Source organism: Colwellia sp. MB02u-9, assembly GCF_014077085.1.
Classification (GTDB): Bacteria; Pseudomonadota; Gammaproteobacteria; order Enterobacterales; family Alteromonadaceae; genus Cognaticolwellia.
The window spans coordinates 1-18326 of record NZ_JACGVF010000064.1; the positions used below are offsets into that span (position 1 = coordinate 1).

An 18326-nucleotide genomic window follows, 5' to 3' on the forward strand; every position below is an offset into this window, starting at 1 on the left:
CTTCGTTCCAGATAAAACCTTCAGTATTCATAAATGCTTCATTCCAGATAAAACCTTCATTCCAGATAAAACCTTCATTCCAAATAAAGCCTTCTTCCCAAACTTCAAACTCGAAGCCTTGAATGTAGTAGTTACCATCGGCGTCTTGACGAGCAGCGCCTGTATAGTGTTGCTCACCACTTAAATCAGCTACGATATCCATGCCATTGTTAGCGCAAGCTTGTAGTGTTGATTCTACGGCTTTAATAGCATTAACACTGCCTGAGCCTTGATAAAAAGGACTATAAGCAAGTGTACCGTCTGGTGATTGTGCCATGCTAGTACTGCCTAATAGTCGACATTTAACATCGTTAGCACTTAGGTTAGGGTTATTTTGTAGCATTAAAGCGACTATGCCGGTTACCACACCCGAAGACTGTGAAGTACCTGACATCATGTAGCGATCTTTAGCCATTAAGTACTGAGGAAATTTAATGGCTGTTTGCATTGTTGAATTACCTAGACTAAACATATGGCCACCTGGGGCCACTAAATCAGGCTTAACAAAGGCATCATGTGTCGGACCCTGAGATGAAAATGACAACATTTTATCATCACTAGTATCCAAGGTATTGTTATCGCTGATGCCACCAACGCTTATGACATAAGGTACGTTAGCAGGAACGCCAACTGTCATGGCACTAGGGCCAGTATTACCCACAGATGTTACTACCACTATGTCTTTTTCCCATAATGCCATAACCGCTTGGTTAAGTGGATCTTGCCAATAACTTGAACGGGGCTGCGCACCGAATGACAAGTTAACAACACGAATATTTAACGCTTCGTGATTATCAGCAATATATTGTAAGCCACGAATAGCATCTGCATATGTACTGTGACCGTCTGGATGAATAGCTTTTACCACCACTAAGTTAGCATCAGGTGCTACACCTTGATAATGACTACTCTTTTGACCATATTCAACCGCACGATCGCTGTTAGCAATAATGCTAGTTACGTGAGTACCATGAATATTTTCATCGGTCATTTTATGAGGCGAAACTTCAGTGCCGTTTATAGCGTCGTATGCTGCTTTGATTCTAGATCGGTTCGAAGTATTGCGGTTTAATGCTTTGTGAGCACCCCAAAGGCCACTGTCGACTACGGCTACAGTAACGTTTTTACCGGTAATACCCATATTGTGTAATGCATCTGCACCAATAATATTGACGTAATAGGTGTTGCTGTCACCATCAATACTTTGAGTTTCGTAACCTTTTGCAAGTTGACGGTCACAATTTTCAGCGAAACTCACATCCATCGAAAAATCGTTGTGCATGTAACTATCAGTACCATTATTTGTAAAAGCTAATTCAACCGTCGCATCTTCATAAGCCTCTAAAAATGTAGTGGCAGGAATATCCGCGGCATTAAGTACTAACTCGCCATTTTGATCTGCTATTACGCTAACAAATACAGGAAGACCATTGATTTTAAGTGTACGTATATTGCCTAATCCTGCAGGCCAATTAAAGGTCATTTTATTGAAATTTACTTTTTGGTCTTTGGCATTATAAATATTCCAGCGGATTTTGTTAGCTGACATTTCAACGACATGGCTGCCGTAAACTTTACAGTTATCAAGTGCACTGGCGGTAAAAACTGCTTCGTTTTTAATGATGGTAATAACGCCTTCAAATAATCTTAAAGTCGCTAACTCGGTATCACTTACGTTTACAGCAAGTCCGTTTATTAATGACAATTCATGGGTGATAAGTCCACCTACATCACCAATAATCTTCTTAACACTTAAAATATCATTACCTTGAATGATCACTTCGTTGTGGCGATCAACCACGGGATCTAATAAACTTTTAGCACTGTGTGCGGAGAAAGGTATTGCTGAAATGCTTAACATTCCAACTAACAGCATGGCACTCTTATGAATATATTTTAGCTTCATATGTCATTTTCCTAAATATCTATATCTTTTACCTATTATCAATATTATTGCAAATTTCGAGCCATAAACCAAGTAACTGATTTTAAGTGCTTTAATTTGATTTGAAATAAATGACATGTTTGAATTGAAGTTAGTGAAGGTAATTATTGAATGTTTACGATAATAATTTACAGTCATTTATTTCAATCAAGAGGTGTTTATTGTTTTTGTTATTTAAATCATGTTGCTAGTAAAATAAGATCCACTTCACATCGGGTGAAAATATCTGATGAAATTTTAAATACACTTATAGCCGCTATAATTATAAAACTCACGAAGTATGTAAGTTGATGAAATAATTAATATCAAAATATTTTAAATTTAGTTTTTAAAAATAGTTTTCAACTATGTTGGAATAAACACCTCACGTCATCCGTTATCTCAGTGTCATTAACATAAATATAAACAGACATTAGAGGAAGTGAACATGACTACATTAAATAAAATTGCACAAGTATTGGTATTAAGTGGCATGAGTTGTTGGGTCAGTATTGCGCAAGCTACTGATATTGAAATTAGCCAAAGCACCAACATAAATCAACAAACTCAGGCATCTCAGCAAGTTGACTCATCTGATAATGCTACACAAATATCGTCACAATCAGACACCTCAGCTCAGAGCGATACGCAAGTTAAGGCGAATAGCGAAGAAGAGAACGCAGCAGAGTCTGCACCAAGCGAATCAACAGCACATTCGTCAAGTAACACAGCGAATGTTGGCACAGCGCAAGCCTTTGATAACAATAGTCAGTTAATCACTCGTTTATCAAATGACGCTGGTAAAAACATCAATGTCACTTCAGCTACAGCAGCAACCTTGGCTCAGTCACTTACCCAAGTGACAAGCGGGGAGTTTCCAGCATTAGCTGAAAGTAATACACCTGAAAACTCTGCAATAGTGCCTGAAACAGGGTCTGAAGCAGCTGTGCCGAATGAAGCCATGCCAGCACCTGAAAATGTTGCTTTGAATCCTACGCTTGATAGTGCCACATCATTTGTTAACACTTCACAAGTAACGCAGCAACTCATTTTGCAGCCTTCTCAGCAACCCACTCTACAGCCTTCTGAGCAATTCCCTTTGCAAGAAATGGCTAATGTTGAAAACATCAGCACATTGGATACTGCATCGAACTTGAGCCAGTCACTGACCCAAGTGACAAGCGCAGAGTCTGAAGCAGCTATGCCGAGTGAAGCCATACCAGCACCTGAAAATGCTGCCTTGAACCCTACGCTTGATAGCGCAACGTCTTTTGCTAACACTTCGCAAATAACTCAGCAACTGTCCCTACAAGAAATAGCTAATGTTCAAAACATCACTGCATTAGATGCGGGAGCACAAACGTCGCAAGCGCTTGAACAAACGATTAATGCCAATGTTGAAGATGCAATCACCTCAAGTACGCAAAGTGTTATCAGTGAAAACGTTAATACGCAAATTACCAGTGCGGTTACTGAGCAAATTAACACCGAGTTGGCGGCTGCAACCGCTGCTGAAGTGGTTAGTACCTTAACTAGCGATTTAGCGTTAGCTTGGTAACTTTTGCCATGTTGAATGTGCCAGTAGCCCTGGCACTTTTTTTTATTTGAGGTAGTTAAGATGAAATATATATTAAGTGGTTTAAGCTGTGTTTTAAGTCTACATTTAATGGCGGCAACATCAGAGCCTATGTCGGTTAACGGCGAAGTTTCTTTAGGTCTAATTAGTAATTCAGCACTCAGTGTTGATGAGCTTGATGAGGTTTCTTCACAAGGTGACAGTGGCCTGCAAAAAACAGCAGCAGTTACTGGTTTGTGGAAAGTTAACGATAAAGCGAAAATAAGCGCGGCATATCGTTATAATGAAAAAAATTATAATGAGTTTGATGCCTTCGACCTAACCTTACATCAAGTGAGTCTTGATGCTAGTTATCAATGGCGTAAAAAAGATTTAGGCCTGCGTTATGATGGGGCTAAGGCCCAATTAGCCGGCGATAGCTTTTTAACCTTTCACCAAGCCAGTATTTACCTAGGCACTTTTCTGCAACCAGAAACATTTTTACGTACCAGTGCAAAAATTAAAAGTAAAAAATTTGCCGTGATCACTAGCCGCAATGCCGACGCTTTTGGTGCTAGTGCTGAGCTGTTCCACTTTCTTAACGACGGTGACACTATGTTTATGCTCGGCGTGAGTGCGGATAAGGAAACGGCTACAAACCCTGAGTTTAATTATAATGGTTATGGGTTGAGCACTAAGCTTTCGCAAAAGTTTGAATTATTTGGTTTAGCGCAAAAAGCCGCGATAGGCTGGCGTTTTCAATCGAAAGATTATCAAGCCTATGGTAATCAGGATATGGACAGTCAGCTTGAGTCAAAGGCAGATGAACATAGAAACATTTTTCACGCGCAATGGCAGTTAGACTTCAATAAATATCTCGCGTTGGTCAGCAACCTTGAATATGGCGATTACCGTTCACAACTTGATAGCCAAACGTACAGCCAAACCCTTTCTTCATTGTCTATTAAAGCGCAATTTTAAGGTCTAAAGATCGCGCCCACACCATAAATAGGGTCCTTACCTTTAGGGCCCAAATCTATCGCTAAATCATTTAGTTTATCTAATAAATCCTGCTTATTCTTACCATAAGTTAGCGCTAAACAGGCTAAGGCTGCTGTAACATATGGGGCAGCAATCGATGTTCCTGACTCCCGGCCCACACGTTGGCCACTTTGCGCGGTGAGTACATTTACCCCTAACGCTGAGTAATCGACATAGTCACCTCTATTTGACCAACGATATGGTTGTTGATGTTTGTCTATGGCACTGACCGCGATAACCTCTTGATAAGCCGCAGGATACATAGGCGGAGCTGCCGGCCCTTCATTACCCGCCGCGGCGATAACGATTGCACCTTTTGCAATAGCAGCGCTTAGTACGTTATGCAAAATTTGATTGTCCGGCCCCGCTAAACTCATATTGATCACTTGCACGTTTTGTTCTAACAACCAGTTCACGCCAGCGATGATGGCTGACAGCGTCGCGCCTTGGGCATAGTCTGACTGCTGATAAAATACTTGCGCGGAATATATTTTACCTTGTGGTAACAGTGGCACCAGTTGTGTGGACTTGCCAACCAATAAACTGGCGATCACGGTACCGTGTTGCAACGAGGCAGCTAAATCATCAGGTAAAAAAGATTTCGCGGTAATATCAGCGTGTTTAAAGGCCTTATGTTTGGTATCAATTGCGCTATCAACCAGGCCCACTTTTACCGCTAATTCGCAAGCCGGATTAACGCGGCTTAGTGGCGTTACTTTTTCATTGTCGATGTGATGACGGCTTAAATTTTCATCTACCCGCTGACTTGTTTGACTTTGTGCTTGATAAATATGGTTTCTAGCTAAACTTAGCGCGGCTTGCGTTGAGAGTATCTGGCTTAACGCTTGCTTCGAGTCTAAAGCTTCGGGCACATTAAAACGCAGCAGCGCCATACCCAAACCCGCATATCGCGATTCGGTAATAATCAGCGCTCCATGCTCAATTAAGCGTTTTTTACTGCTATCGTCGGCCAATAGTAGCCATTGTCGCTGAATAGCTCGAAAGCCACTTTCTACTTCGACATCAAGCCAAAGGTTTTTACCTGCGCTGGTGGTTATCGCTAAAGTGGCAGGCAAAGCGTTAAGTGGCTCAGTACTAACCTTGTTAATGTCGGGTAAGTCACTTAATTCAAAAGGAGCTAGTATCGGCGGTTTATCTAGTTGTCGGGTAATATCGCGAGCGGTGCGCTCTATGGTATTAATTTGTCCTAAAACACCGCCTGTCGGCAATTGCTGGGCAGATGATAATGTACTAAAAACAGCAATAAATATGGCGGTAAAAGCTAAGGTTTTCATGTTAATCTTGAGCCTCAAAAATAAGCGTGTAGTTAATAAAACGTTTCAACTGAAAATAAATTTCCTTTTTATGGAATAAAATTTTTTTACATACGTCTTCTTAGTAGAGAGGAGTAAAAAACATGAATAATACCATTGAAAATATACTACCAATGCTAAGACGCTTTGCCTACTCATTAACCGGTAATGCCGCAGATGCTGACGATTTAGTGCAAATTACGCTAGAAAAAATACTGAAAAAAGGCGTGCCTGATGAAGTAGATGTGAATAAATGGGCTTTTAAGGTTTGTCGCAATGTCTGGATTGACGAGTACCGTGCGCGCAAAGTCAGACAGAATGCAGCGCTTAAACCTGAACTGCAAGAACCACAAAGTGTGAACGAACAGCAAGCATTCGACAGCAAAGAAATGCTCGCACAGGTTAATGTCGCGATGAATACTTTACCCGACGAACAACGCGCTATTTTGTCTTTAGTGGCGGTACAGGGTATGTCATATAAAGAAGTGGCGTCGTCAATGGAAATCCCTGTTGGTACCGTGATGAGTCGGTTATCAAGAGCGCGCTGCGCATTATTAGATATGATGAAGCCTGAAAGATTAGGAGCAGACACATGAAAATCAGCGATGAAATGTTAAGTGCTTTTATAGATGCTGAACTTAGCGAAGCGGCCATGGAAGAGGTACGCTGTGCGCTGGAAAGCGATGACGATTTAGTGATGCGTTTAGCGGATTTAGCACAAGCGGATCACTGGGTGGCAGAAAATGCTGCTGTGATGGATAACACACCGATGGCAGATAATTTATTGCCATTAGCGCAACGCATTGATAAAAAAATAGCGCAAGGGAAAACGGCTGAATCAGCGGCTGACTCAGCGAAAAATGTCGTGAGTTTATCCGCTTGGAAAAACTTCAATAAAAGCCTACAAAAGCCTTATGCATTGGCCGCTGGTGTTGCCATGTTATTTGGCGTAGGTACGGTAACTTTAATGCAGTCTCAACAAGCACCGACAGTGCTTACTGCGGGTATAACACAAGTATTAGATCAGCAGCGAAGTGGCGAAATATCGTCAATAGCGCAAGGCGATAAGATCACAGCCAACTTAAGTTTTACTAACCGTGCCGGCGATTACTGTCGCCAGTTTCAGCACGTTAGCGAGCAAACGGCGAGTGTTAATATCGCCTGTAAAGAAAATGGCCAATGGCAGTTAAAAATTACCGAAAAAGTAAAATTAACTGAAAACACACAAAATTACCGCGCCGCGTCTAACCAAGCGCAACTGGATAGTGCTATAGACGCGATGATCAATGGACCCGCTATGGACAGCGCTCAAGAACAACGAGCCATCGCAAACAACTGGCAAACTGAGCAACAATAATCGAGGTTAAAATGAAAAAACTTATTACATTTATATTGATGACTTTATTAATAACGGCTTGCGCATCTAAGCCTGAATATCGCCCAGCAAACAAAGGCTCAGTCGGCTATAGCGAGCAAAAAATAACCGAGGACAGGTTTCGTGTGCAGTTTAAAAGTGTTTCTAATAGTGTTGCAGATGCCGCGGATTATGCCCTGTTAAGAGCAGCTGAACTGACTCAAGCGCAAGGCTATGATTGGTTTGTGATCACCAGTAAAGAAACCTTTTCAGAGTCTGAAAAAGTTCAGCCAGCTTCCTCGATAGGTTTCTCGCATCAGCAGCGGGTTGAACGTCGTTGTGGACTATTAACGTGTGAAACTTACCGACGTCCAAGCAATGAAGTTGCGGTTGCTTTTAATAGTACGAATACGAATAGCCGCAAAGAAGTGCATAGTATTTTAGAAATTCGTCTGGGCAAAGGCGTTATGAGCAACGAGTCAAGTTACAGCGCTGCCGATGTGCTTGAAAATTTATCTAAAAAACTAGCAACAAAGGCTAATTAATTCCTTGGCTATGGTGGGTTAAAAGCTGAAGTAGCATATATTCACTTGAGTAAGCATTTGAAAAGGCCTATTTAGGGCTTTTTTTTTGGCTAATACTGATTGATAAGTCAGAGAGCAATGATAAGTGAGTATAAATATCCTCGCACCCGATTACTCAGGCGCGAGGATATGATGGGCAAAGTTATTAGTTGAACATTATGCTAAATCGAAACGGTCAGCGTTCATCACCTTGGTCCATGCGGCAACAAAGTCGTGGACAAATTTTTCTTTATTATCGTCCTGTGCATAAACTTCACTATAAGCACGAAGAATCGAGTTCGAGCCAAAGATAAGATCAACGCGCGTGGCTGTCCATTTGACCTTATCTGTTTTACGTTCACGAATTTCATATAAATTATCGTCAACGGGCTGCCATTTATAATCCATATTCGTTAAGTTAACAAAATAATCGTTCGACAACACACCTTCACGCTCGGTAAATACACCATGCTTGCTACCACCGAAATTAGTGCCAAGCATACGCATGCCACCAATAAGTACGGTCATTTCATGAGCAGCTAAACCCATTAACTGTGTGCGGTCTAGCATCAGCTCTTCAGCGCTAACACTATAGTCAGCTTTGAGCCAATTACGATAAGCGTCATGCAGAGGCTCAAGTACTTTGAATGACTCTACATCGGTCATCTCGTCAGTTGCATCACCACGTCCAGGGGCAAATGGTACTGTAATATCAACGCCAGCCGCTTTTGCTGATTGCTCAATACCGAGATTACCTGCGAGGACAATAACATCAGCAATACTGACGCCACTTTCGTTTGCAATAGTTTCTAGTGTAGCGAGCACTTTAGCTAAGCGTGTAGGCTCGTTTCCTTGCCAGTTATTTTGTGGTGCGAGGCGAATACGAGCACCGTTAGCACCACCGCGCTTGTCAGAGTCACGGAAAGTTCTAGCGCTGTCCCATGCTGTGGCAACCATTTCGCTGACAGTTAAATTACTAGCCGCTATTTTTTCCTTAACGGCATCAACATCATAACCTGTCATACCTGTGGGTACGGGATCTTGCCAAATAAGATCTTCTTGCGGTACTTCTGAGCCAATGTATCGTGCTTTCGGGCCCATATCACGATGGGTCAGTTTGAACCATGCACGGGCAAAAACGTCAGAGAAATATTCAGGGTCATTGGCAAAACGTTGTGAAATTTTAAGATAAGCGGGATCCATTTTTAATGCCATATCTGCATCAGTCATAATGGGATCTTTGCGTATACTAGCGTCTTCAACATCAACCGGTTTATCTTCTTCTTTAATGTTCACGGGTTGCCACTGCGTAGCACCGGCGGGGCTCTTTTTCAGCGCCCAATCATGGTTAAGTAGCATAGAGAAATAACCATGATCCCACTGTGTAGGATGAGTGGTCCATGCACCTTCAATACCACTGGTTACCGTATCGCGACCAATGCCACGTTTAGTTTTATTGTTCCAACCTGTGCCTTGCTCTGAAATATCGGCAGCTGCTGGTTCTCTGCCAAGTATTGAGGCATCGCCATTACCGTGACATTTCCCCACCGTGTGACCCCCTGCGGTTAGGGCAACGGTTTCTTCATCATTCATCGCCATGCGTTCAAAGGTAACACGCATATCATGAGCGGTTTTTAATGGGTCAGATTTGCCGTCTACACCTTCAGGGTTAACGTAGATTAATCCCATCATTACTGCAGCCAACGGGTTTTCTAAATCGCGCTCACCAGAATAACGGCTATTTTCGCTGCCACTAGGTGCAAGCCACTCTTTTTCAGCACCCCAGTAGATGTCTTTTTCTGGATGCCAAATGTCTTCACGGCCAAAGGCGAAACCAAAGGTTTTCAACCCCATAGATTCATAGGCAATAGTGCCGGCGTAAGCAATTAAATCTGCCCAGCTAAGTTGGTTACCGTATTTCTTTTTGATTGGCCAAAGTAGACGTCGTGCTTTATCTAAATTTACGTTGTCGGGCCAAGAATTAATCGGGGTAAAACGTTGATTACCCGTAGCGGCACCACCTCGTCCATCAGCAATACGATAGGTACCGGCTGAATGCCAAGTCATACGGATCATTAAACCGCCATAATGTCCCCAATCTGCGGGCCACCAGTCTTGACTGTCAGTCATCAGTGCGTGCATATCTTTGTTGAGCGCGGCAATGTCGAGATCTTTAACCGTATCCCGATAATTGAAATTCGTGCCCATAGGATTGGTTTTATTATCATGCTGATGAAGAATATCGAGGTTTAGCGACTTAGGCCACCATGTCATATTTGTCATCGAACTCTCTGTAGCACCACCGTGCATCACAGGACATTTTCCACCAGATGTTGTTTTATCGTCATTCATATTTTGTTTCCTTTCGTGAAGTGATAGAGATATATCTAAGTCATAAACCAATTTGACATCATTACTTAGAGTGATCATGTCAAACTACAAGCAAACTGTTTAAAGCGCCAATATTACAAATGTTTTATTACCTATTGAAATTCAGTTAGATAGACCTACATTAACAGCCAAAAATTTCAGTTGAAATGTGATATTTCTCCATTTGATATGATGGCTAAATACGCATTTTCAAGTGACGTTACTAGAAGAGCTAAGCAGCGATATTCAGTGTTATTTTAGCCTTTAGCAGCATTTTGAATGGCTTCACCCGCTTTTTCGAGATCTTTACCTGCACCATCAATGGTGGCACAAGCACCTAAGGCACTACTTAGTAATAATACCGTTAATATTGATTTAATCTTTGGGTAGTATGTTTTAGCTGTCATTTTCTGTTCCTTTTAGGTTATTAGGATATTATCTGTATCGCGATACAGATAATATCCTGTTAGGTGTCATTTCATGGTCATTAGAGTATGGCGCAACTCAATGCATTTACTTTTAATTGAGTCGCTAAAGCCCGTGTCGTTAGTAACCTTATCATTACTTATATCACAATATTTAAGTTCATAATGCTACTAAGAATATTGCCATATTTAGCACCATAGTCCACTATTTTAATAATCAGGGGATAAAAAGCTTATTGGCGCTCCTTCAGCTTCTGAGCCAACATTGTAGTCGTGCACAGAAATAATCGCTTTTGCTGCCATGGTTAATTTATCAGTTACGCCGTATTCGATTTCAGGACGAATATTGTGAAATGTGTAGTGATCACCAGCATTTTATCCAAACAAATGGTATCGGCGAACTTGAATTCGTATCTGCCTGCTGGTCGGGTATCAGTACTTTTTGTGTAAAGCTATAAGTTGTCGCCTGCTTATATGGTAAAAGTGTCAGCAGAAATAGCAGCAGCCATAATGGTATTGAAGTTTAGTTTCGTGTGGTAAACCTAGTGTTTATCAAGAGAAGTTTGTTTTTTTGTCAATAGCACAGTCACTTACAACCGATAGTTATTATCATTTGTATTTTTTTTGAGTGTTGATTAGCCCTTGATTAAAAGGCGTTGCGAGAGATTTTGATGTGAATGGCTGAAAGTGAACTCTTGTGCGTATGTTAAAAGTAATTAAGACAGACTAAAGCTTATATCACCAGATTAAATGCTCGTCAGTAAGGCATTATTTAAGCTGTGATATAAGCTACTTTTTTATGATTATGTTGTTAGTTATTAACTAAGCGTTTTAAATAGTAAAGCTTAATACGCTTGATAAGCTTTGTAGTTAGGATAAACCTCTAGATAATCACACCAAGTGCTAAAGTCTCGGTAGGTAAAGCGTGTATCTGTTGTGGTTATCCAGCGGGAGGTCGATCTCATGCGTAGCCAAAATTTAGCTTTATAGCCATCAATGGCGACAAAGCAAGCTAAGGACTCTTCGGTTTCGTTTTTAATTTTTACTTGGCTAAAACCATTAGAAGATTCGCCAAAGGTGACGGTTATTTTCGGCAAAGCCCAGATAACTGGACTAATAATAAATGCCGTAGCACAAAGGTATTTGATGATTTTCATATATTAACATACTGTTTTTAAATGGTTTTAATTGATTATTTTTATGGAGAAGCTTAAGTATAATTAAAATTAACTCCAGCTAATTTTAATTATACCATTGAAAGCGTTATTAGATGTCTCCATAACTAATAGCAACGAAGAAGTGTCAAAAACGACAACGCTTAAAATACGCAGTAAAAAGAGAACTTATTCATGGCTAACATTACTCCGATTAAAAAAGAAACTCATCAGAAAATTAAAATCGCTGCCAAGCGCGATTTATCAAATGTATCTAATCAACATATTGCACCAATCACCGCTCCTGAGTATTCTCAAGCAGCAACCAGCTACCCTATTGTACTTGTTAAAGATCAAGGTACAGAGCGCTACCGTAGTGTGGTAATGCTAGGTTTAGAAGCGAATGAAAACTTATATTATAAAGAAGATTCTTGGAATGCAGTTTATGTTCCGCAAAGTATTTCAATGGCACCTTTTTCTTTAGGTTTAGACCCGGAAAAAGAGAAAACATTAACGGCTTGTGTTGATTTAGACAGCAAGTTTGTTGGTGAAGATAAAGACCATGAATTATTTGATGCTGAAGGCAAAGACACTGAGTTTTTTCAAGGTGTACAAGATTCACTAGGTCGTTTATACGACAATGAAGTGATGAACGAGAAATTCATTAAAGAATTGCTTGATAATGACTTATTGTTAGAACTTGAACTTAATATTAATTTTGCCTCAGGTGAAAGTAAAAAACTTGTTGGTTTATATAATATTAATGATAAAAAAGTGCAAGAGTTAAGTGACGACAAAGTTTTAGATTTCCATAAGCGTGGTTTATTCGTGCCAATTTACGCCATGTTAGGTTCTATTGGTCAAATTAATCGTCTCGCACAATTACGTAACCAGAGTGAATCTACCGCTAAAGTAAATGCTATTCGCTTTACGCCAGCTACTGCTGAAGCTGCTGAAACTGTAGCTGAAAAGTAATAGCGTAGTAAGTTACCCTTAAAAAAAGGACCATTTGGTCCTTTTTTTTCGAGTGAAATTTAGCTTTTTAAGCCGGCATTGTTTCTCAAGGCAGATAGTGAAAAACCAGCAACAAGAAAGCCTAACCACTAAAACACTGAATTTAACGTTTGTACTAGCAGCTGACAGCAAGAAAATAAAGACAAACAAGCAGTGGAATATAACAAAACACGCGAAACCATAAAGTATCTTGGTGATGAAAATACTGAGCTAAACCTGAAACTTGAACAACAAGTTAATGCGCTTAAAGATAAATGAACCGAGTATCGCTTACGCTTTGATTATGCACAGAAGCAGTTAACAAAATTCAGTAAATAAACTGCTAATTTCGTTGGGATCCTTATATACTAACAGCCAACTTTTTAGCATTGAAAATGAGATTTTACGTGGCGATTAACCTACCTTTTAGCAAATTAAGTCAATGGCAGCAGGTGGCATTTAGTGCTGCATTACTTGAGCGCATGTTACCTAATTATCAAATGTTTGCTGAACATGTTGAGTTTGGTGACTTTAAGGTCTTGAGAAATCAACTTGATCTTATCTGGCAATGGTTAGATAAAGCTAACCGTTGCAAAATTAACTATGATGCCCAAATTGCTAAACTTGAAGAGCAAGTACCTGATCCCGATGATTTTGATTTTTTAGGTGTTTTTCCAGCCTTAGATAGTGCCATGGCATTAATGTCGTTATTTCAAGGTATGCAAGACCTAGAAAGTGATAGCTTGAGCAATATTAGTAAGTTGTCAGAGAATAGTGTCAGTTACTATGTTGAATTGAGCTTGGCTCAGAAAATTGATGAAATAACCCCTGATGAAGAAGAGATAGTGATCTCAGCGCAACAAATTGCTGAACATCCATTAATGCAGTGGGAAATAGCCACACAAAATGAGCTATTTGAATTTTTAACCACGGCTAGCGAAAACAAAGCCAGTTGTCTGCAGGCAAAAGCTATGGCGCTAGAAGAAGGTTTATCCAATTTAGGCATAGACATTAACGCTTAATTTTTAGTGGTTAATTAAACCCAATTTAAGTTGACGTTAAGCTCGTAACCTTTTTTTTTGTAAGATAGTGTGCTGTTTTTGCTATAGAATTTGGCAACTTAATATGGCGCCATCAGCGATTGCTGTTATGACGTTGAGGATATGTTTTTGTTTTTTGAAGGTTCAGAAAAAAAAGCTCAAATTGTGGTTAAAGACAAGCAACTTTCGCTACTTGATGATATTACCGATGACTTTTGGACCGCGTTTGTTCAATGTTGTAATGCGCAAATTTTGTCGTCAATTCGTAATGATGACTGTAAAGCTTTTTTGTTATCAGAGTCGAGCTTATTTGTTTGGCACGATAGGTTATTAATTTTGACCTGTGGCAATACACGATTAGTACATTCGGTCGAATTTTTTATTCAGCACATCGGCATGGATAAAATTAAGCAGGTTATTTATCAACGTAAAAATGAATATTTTTCCCATGCTCAGCCCAGTAGTTTCGGCGACGACATTAAGTTGCTCGGGCAATATGTTACGGGTAAAGGCTATCGTTTTGGTGAATTGGACAGCCATCATAACTATATTTTTCATCAGGATAACAGTTTTCAAGCCGATAAATTAGATAAAACCTATGAACTGCTTGCATATCAAATTAGCGATCGAGCTTCTGAAAAGCTGACCACTGTGGGATTAACAGCACAGGAAATTCGTCAATTTTTACAATTAGACAAATTTTTTGCTGACTTTACCTTGGATGATTTTGTTTTTGATCCCTTTGGTTACTCAGTTAATGCGATTAAAGGGAAAAAATATCTCACTATTCATGTTACGCCTCAAGCTAACAGTAGTTACGTCAGTATTGAAGCCAATATTAATTTAATAAAAATAGCGGCTGATTTTTTAGCGATACTAGCACCAAAGTCGTTTGATTTACTGAGTTTTAATGACTTTGACTTTGCTAACTTAACCAATGAGTTTATTCCAAAAAATTATGTGAGTAAATCCTTAGTAAGCGAGCATTTAAGCAATAATTATTTCGTTTGTTTTGCTAACTATATATTACCACAGCAAAAATTTATGCAAGCAACGGTGCTTGATTTAGCAGGAGAAAACCATGCACTGTGATTTTTGTGTAGCAGAAAAATTTCAAGATTTTTAGGTTTAAAATTTAAAGTAAAAAAAGTACTTTTTTCAGGAAAAAGTGAATTTACAACGGTTGATGTGGTTGAAACTAAAGGCCATGGCAACATGTTACTCAAGGATGGTTTAATTATGGTGACCGAACGTGATGAGTTTGCCTATCATGGTATGCCATGGATATTCAGCAAGCACTTTTAAAAGTGCTCAATACGGTATTTACACAAAGTTATTTGTATTCATTTAGTAAGTTAACTTACCCTGGTGGTTTGTGAAGCTTTACTTTTGCCAGTAAAAAATATCACCCCGTGCATGACTTTGACAAGCAACCTGTTGCAGCAAGTGGCCTAGATTTTCATTATTATAACCAAGCTTTACACAGCGCCGCGTTTGCCTTACCTAACTTTGTTAAAAAAGCTTTAGCGGGTTTAATCAATAATAGTTAACTGTTACTTCTCTTTATACGTCATAATTTTATATCAAATTATGACGTTCTCAAACTAGTGTTGCAGCCATCATTTGTTCAGTCTGTATCCTTTTGCGATGAATGCTACTATGAATGCAAGACCACCACTTCGTTAGCGTTATGACAACGAACAACAATAAAAATAGGACGGTAAATGAAATTACCTTATGCATGGTTATGGGTTAGCACACTACTTTGTTCTCCCTTGGGTTTTGCTGAAGCTGCAGATCAAACTGTCAGTGGCAAGGTTACTAATATTGAGTTGTCAGTCAGTAAGGCCATGGCAGCATTTCAAGTACCCGGCATTGCTGTGGCAATTATTAAAGATAACGAAGTTGTGCTCAGTAAAGGCTTTGGTGTACTTCAGCAGGGCAGTAAAGAAAAAGTGACTGCCGATACCTTATTTGGCATTGCCTCAAATACGAAAGCCATGACAGTGGCATTGTTAGCGGCTTTAGTCGACGAAGGGAAATTGACTTGGAAAACTAAAGTTATTGATATCATTCCTGCGTTTCAACTACCCGATGCCTATGTTACGCGAGAATTCACTATTATTGATTTATTGTCGCATAACAGTGGCTTAGGTTTAGGTGCTGGCGACTTAATGATCTGGCCAGAAACCACGTTAAGCAATCAAGACGTTATTAAAGGTTTAAAATATTTACCACAAGTGTCGAGCTTTCGCAGTGAATTTGCTTACGACAACCTAATGTATGTTATTGCGGGTGAGGTCATTGCAAAGCTCACAGGTAAACCTTGGCAAGAGGTTATTCAACACCGTATTTTTGAGCCATTAGGTATGGATAATACCCGCGCAACTTTCTCTTTAATTCCTAAAAGTAATAAAAATGTGGCTCGCGCTCATGTGTTATTAAAGGGTGAGTTGCAGGTTATTGGTGGAAATTTTTTAGAGAAATTTTCATCAGCAGGCTCGGTTGCATCCAGTGTTAATGATATGGCGTTATGGCTTAAAGCTCAGCTTAATCTTGGACAATACGGTGTTGATGGCGATAAAGCGTTAAGGCTTTTTAGTGAACAGCAAAGTCGTGAAATGTGGCAAGCACGTACGCTTTTACCGGTTTCACCACAAGCTAGCGAGCAAGATAAAACGCATTTTTATGCTTATGCTTTAGGTTGGTTTGTTAAAGATTATCATGGCGTAAAAGTCGTACGACATACCGGCGGCATATTAGGCATGGTGTCAAAAGTGGTGATGGTACCAGAAGAAAATTTAGCCATGGTTATTTTAACCAATCAACAATCAGGTTTTGCTTTTAATGCCTTATCTCAACAAATTTTGACTGAATATCTTGAGCTACCCGAAAAAGATTGGGTTGCGCATTATGCTAGATTGCAGCAAAAAGATAATGCCAACAAAAAAGCACAGTTAGCAAAAGTGGCTGCAGCCGCTGATAAAAGCTCAACACCTTCTTTACCGTTAGCCAGTTATGCGCAAAGTTATGTGGATGATTGGTACGGTGAAATAGCCATTAGCTTAGAAAATAACCACTTAGTTATGCAGTTTGCTAATACCCCGGCACTGCATGGCACCTTAGCGCATTATCAGCACAATACTTTTATTGTACGTTGGGACGATCGCACCTTAGAAGCCGATGCTTATGTGAACTTTAATTTAAACCCCGATGGCAGTATTAGCTATGTCAGTATGAAGGCAGTGTCTTGGGCGACAGATTTTAGTTTTGATTTTCATGATCTAAAACTGTGGCCTAAATCTGCGGGTAAATAGTATGAGTGACGAATAAAAAAAGCGCCTGATGGCGCTTTTTTAGCACATTTTAATCAACGCAACTAATTTAACTTGGGGTAAATAAGGCTAATGCTTAGGCGCTGTCCTTACTCTGAACCATTTTGGTAGAGTCGATAGATGACTTGGCCAGCCACCTTTTCTTTTAAAAGTTGCCAATGGCTTGGCATTATTTGTAGGTTATCGTCAGCTTCCATTTCAACATAGATCAATGCCTCGTCAGTTAAGCCTTTTTCGACTAATAACTCAGCGGCTTTTTGCGCTAGGCCTTTTCTAAAAGGTGGATCAATAAACACTAACGAATAAGCTTGTTGGTTACTGTGCAAAAAGTTTAAGGCATTTTGCTGTATGACTCGGATATTACTGGCTTTGAGTAACGCTTTATTATCGTTTAATTGCTGAGCCGCTGATTTATTCAACTCAACTAAAATTGCTGAACTTGCGCCGCGAGATATGGCTTCAAAACCCAGCCCACCAGAGCCGGCAAAGCAATCTAAGCAATTAGCGTCTTGAATATAAGGCATGAGCCAATTAAAAACCGTTTCTTTGACACGATCGGTAGTTGGCCGTAAACCATCGGCCATTAATACGGGTAATTTGCGACCACGATGTTGGCCTGCAATAATGCGAATATGGCCTTTTGGGGCGCTTTTTTCTGATTGTTTTTTGACTTTGCTCATAACTTAAACAGCTTTTGTTTTTTGTCGGCAGGTTAGGTGATACTATATCGACAATTTTATCCTTGTTTACCCGCGAATAGCAATTAATCTAATGAATTGTTCAAGTTAGAACATGCCTTAGATGATGGTTTTAGTAGTAAACCTCTACATCAAATTAATATTGTAAATACATTTATGTCAAAGAAAAAAGGTATGTTCTCCTGGTTAGGTCTGGGTAAAAAACAGCAAGAAGACGCGGCCTCAGTTGTTGAGAATGTTACTGACGAGACTGAGCAAGCAGCGGCCTCTGAAGAGCATTTAACCACTGATGCGATGAGTCATGAAGAAAAAGTGACTCAAAATAATCAGCAAACACCGGCAAAAGAGCTTGCAATCGACAATGCCATTATTGAAGACTTACCTGCAGAGCCAGAGCCCAAACCAAACGTTGTTTCCAGCGTACAGCCAGAATAAGCCCCATCTCGGACACCGTAACGTGATTGAGTTCTCAGTTTCAGTAGCGGTAGAACAATAGATAAAGCGTCATTTGAAGTACTAGAA

18 protein-coding genes are annotated in these 18326 nt (G+C 40.0%); 12 read left to right on the top strand and 6 right to left on the bottom strand.

Translation table 11 applies throughout. The annotated features are described in order from the left end of the window. On the bottom strand, positions 1 to 1945 hold a 1945-nt coding region (locus H4J65_RS01280), incomplete at its 3' end, for a S8 family peptidase (RefSeq protein ID WP_182194519.1). Between the two features lie 466 nt (positions 1946 to 2411). Between H4J65_RS01280 and H4J65_RS01285 the strand changes: the two genes are divergently transcribed. After that, positions 2412 to 3521, top strand: a complete 1110-nt coding sequence (locus tag H4J65_RS01285) for a hypothetical protein (protein WP_182194522.1) — start codon at positions 2412 to 2414, stop codon at positions 3519 to 3521. A 60-nt stretch (positions 3522 to 3581) separates the two neighbouring features. After that, positions 3582 to 4499, top strand: a complete 918-nt coding sequence (locus tag H4J65_RS01290) for a hypothetical protein (protein WP_182194525.1) — start codon at positions 3582 to 3584, stop codon at positions 4497 to 4499. Here the strand turns inward: H4J65_RS01290 and H4J65_RS01295 are convergent. Beyond that, on the bottom strand, positions 4496 to 5854 hold the full coding sequence (locus H4J65_RS01295) for a S8 family serine peptidase (protein WP_182194528.1): 1359 nt from the start codon (positions 5852 to 5854) through the stop codon (positions 4496 to 4498). The two genes, H4J65_RS01290 and H4J65_RS01295, sit on opposite strands and share 4 nt — an antisense overlap. A 122-nt stretch (positions 5855 to 5976) precedes the next feature. On the opposite strand from H4J65_RS01295, the gene H4J65_RS01300 reads away from it, so the two are divergent. Genes H4J65_RS01300 through H4J65_RS01310 form a run of 3 tightly spaced genes read left to right on the top strand, consistent with a single transcriptional unit; the run spans position 5977 to position 7771 of the window. Then, on the top strand, positions 5977 to 6468 hold the full coding sequence (locus H4J65_RS01300) for an RNA polymerase sigma factor (protein WP_182194531.1): 492 nt from the start codon (positions 5977 to 5979) through the stop codon (positions 6466 to 6468). Next, positions 6465 to 7229 (top strand): hypothetical protein, encoded by a 765-nt coding sequence (locus H4J65_RS01305; protein WP_182194534.1) that lies wholly within the window; start codon positions 6465 to 6467, stop codon positions 7227 to 7229. The genes H4J65_RS01300 and H4J65_RS01305 overlap by 4 nt, the downstream gene beginning before the upstream one ends. Positions 7230 to 7240: 11 nt before the next feature. Next, on the top strand, positions 7241 to 7771 hold the full coding sequence (locus tag H4J65_RS01310; protein WP_182194538.1) for a CC0125/CC1285 family lipoprotein: 531 nt from the start codon (positions 7241 to 7243) through the stop codon (positions 7769 to 7771). 195 nt (positions 7772 to 7966) lie between these two features. On the opposite strand, the gene katG is transcribed toward H4J65_RS01310, so the two are convergent. From katG to H4J65_RS01325, 3 genes are all read right to left on the bottom strand, one after another. Next, a complete protein-coding gene (gene katG, locus H4J65_RS01315) occupies positions 7967 to 10141 on the bottom strand; it encodes a catalase/peroxidase HPI (protein ID WP_182194541.1) in 2175 nt (724 codons plus the stop codon). A gap of 275 nt (positions 10142 to 10416) precedes the next feature. Then, on the bottom strand, positions 10417 to 10566 hold the full coding sequence (locus tag H4J65_RS01320; protein ID WP_182137078.1) for an entericidin A/B family lipoprotein: 150 nt from the start codon (positions 10564 to 10566) through the stop codon (positions 10417 to 10419). An 863-nt stretch (positions 10567 to 11429) separates the two neighbouring features. Then, on the bottom strand, positions 11430 to 11741 hold the full coding sequence (locus H4J65_RS01325; protein ID WP_182194545.1) for a hypothetical protein: 312 nt from the start codon (positions 11739 to 11741) through the stop codon (positions 11430 to 11432). Positions 11742 to 11933: 192 nt separating this feature from the next. Between H4J65_RS01325 and H4J65_RS01330 the strand changes: the two genes are divergently transcribed. The 6 genes from H4J65_RS01330 (at position 11934) to H4J65_RS01350 (ending at position 17088) form a co-directional block, all read left to right on the top strand. Further along, the gene (locus tag H4J65_RS01330; protein ID WP_182137081.1) at positions 11934 to 12713 is read left to right on the top strand and encodes a SapC family protein; all 780 of its coding nucleotides are present in this window, start codon (positions 11934 to 11936) and stop codon (positions 12711 to 12713) included. A gap of 413 nt (positions 12714 to 13126) precedes the next feature. Continuing rightward, positions 13127 to 13753: a YjaG family protein gene (locus tag H4J65_RS01335; RefSeq protein WP_220464197.1), complete on the top strand. Its 627-nt coding sequence runs from the start codon at positions 13127 to 13129 to the stop codon at positions 13751 to 13753. 147 nt (positions 13754 to 13900) lie between these two features. Next, a complete protein-coding gene (locus H4J65_RS01340; protein ID WP_182194549.1) occupies positions 13901 to 14863 on the top strand; it encodes an adenosylmethionine decarboxylase in 963 nt (320 codons plus the stop codon). A 3-nt stretch (positions 14864 to 14866) separates the two neighbouring features. Next, positions 14867 to 15076 carry a hypothetical protein gene (locus H4J65_RS17890; protein ID WP_220465061.1) on the top strand — a complete coding sequence of 70 codons (210 nt, stop codon included), beginning with the start codon at positions 14867 to 14869 and terminating at the stop codon, positions 15074 to 15076. A gap of 107 nt (positions 15077 to 15183) precedes the next feature. Next, positions 15184 to 15321: a hypothetical protein gene (locus H4J65_RS17895; protein ID WP_220465062.1), complete on the top strand. Its 138-nt coding sequence runs from the start codon at positions 15184 to 15186 to the stop codon at positions 15319 to 15321. A gap of 174 nt (positions 15322 to 15495) precedes the next feature. After that, positions 15496 to 17088 carry a serine hydrolase gene (locus H4J65_RS01350; RefSeq protein WP_182194553.1) on the top strand — a complete coding sequence of 531 codons (1593 nt, stop codon included), beginning with the start codon at positions 15496 to 15498 and terminating at the stop codon, positions 17086 to 17088. A 107-nt stretch (positions 17089 to 17195) separates the two neighbouring features. Here H4J65_RS01350 and rsmD read toward each other — a convergent pair whose 3' ends face one another. Then, on the bottom strand, positions 17196 to 17786 hold the full coding sequence (gene rsmD / locus H4J65_RS01355) for a 16S rRNA (guanine(966)-N(2))-methyltransferase RsmD (RefSeq protein WP_182137084.1): 591 nt from the start codon (positions 17784 to 17786) through the stop codon (positions 17196 to 17198). 174 nt (positions 17787 to 17960) lie between these two features. Between rsmD and H4J65_RS01360 the strand changes: the two genes are divergently transcribed. Then, positions 17961 to 18239: a hypothetical protein gene (locus H4J65_RS01360; protein WP_182194557.1), complete on the top strand. Its 279-nt coding sequence runs from the start codon at positions 17961 to 17963 to the stop codon at positions 18237 to 18239. Positions 18240 to 18326 lie beyond the last annotated feature (87 nt).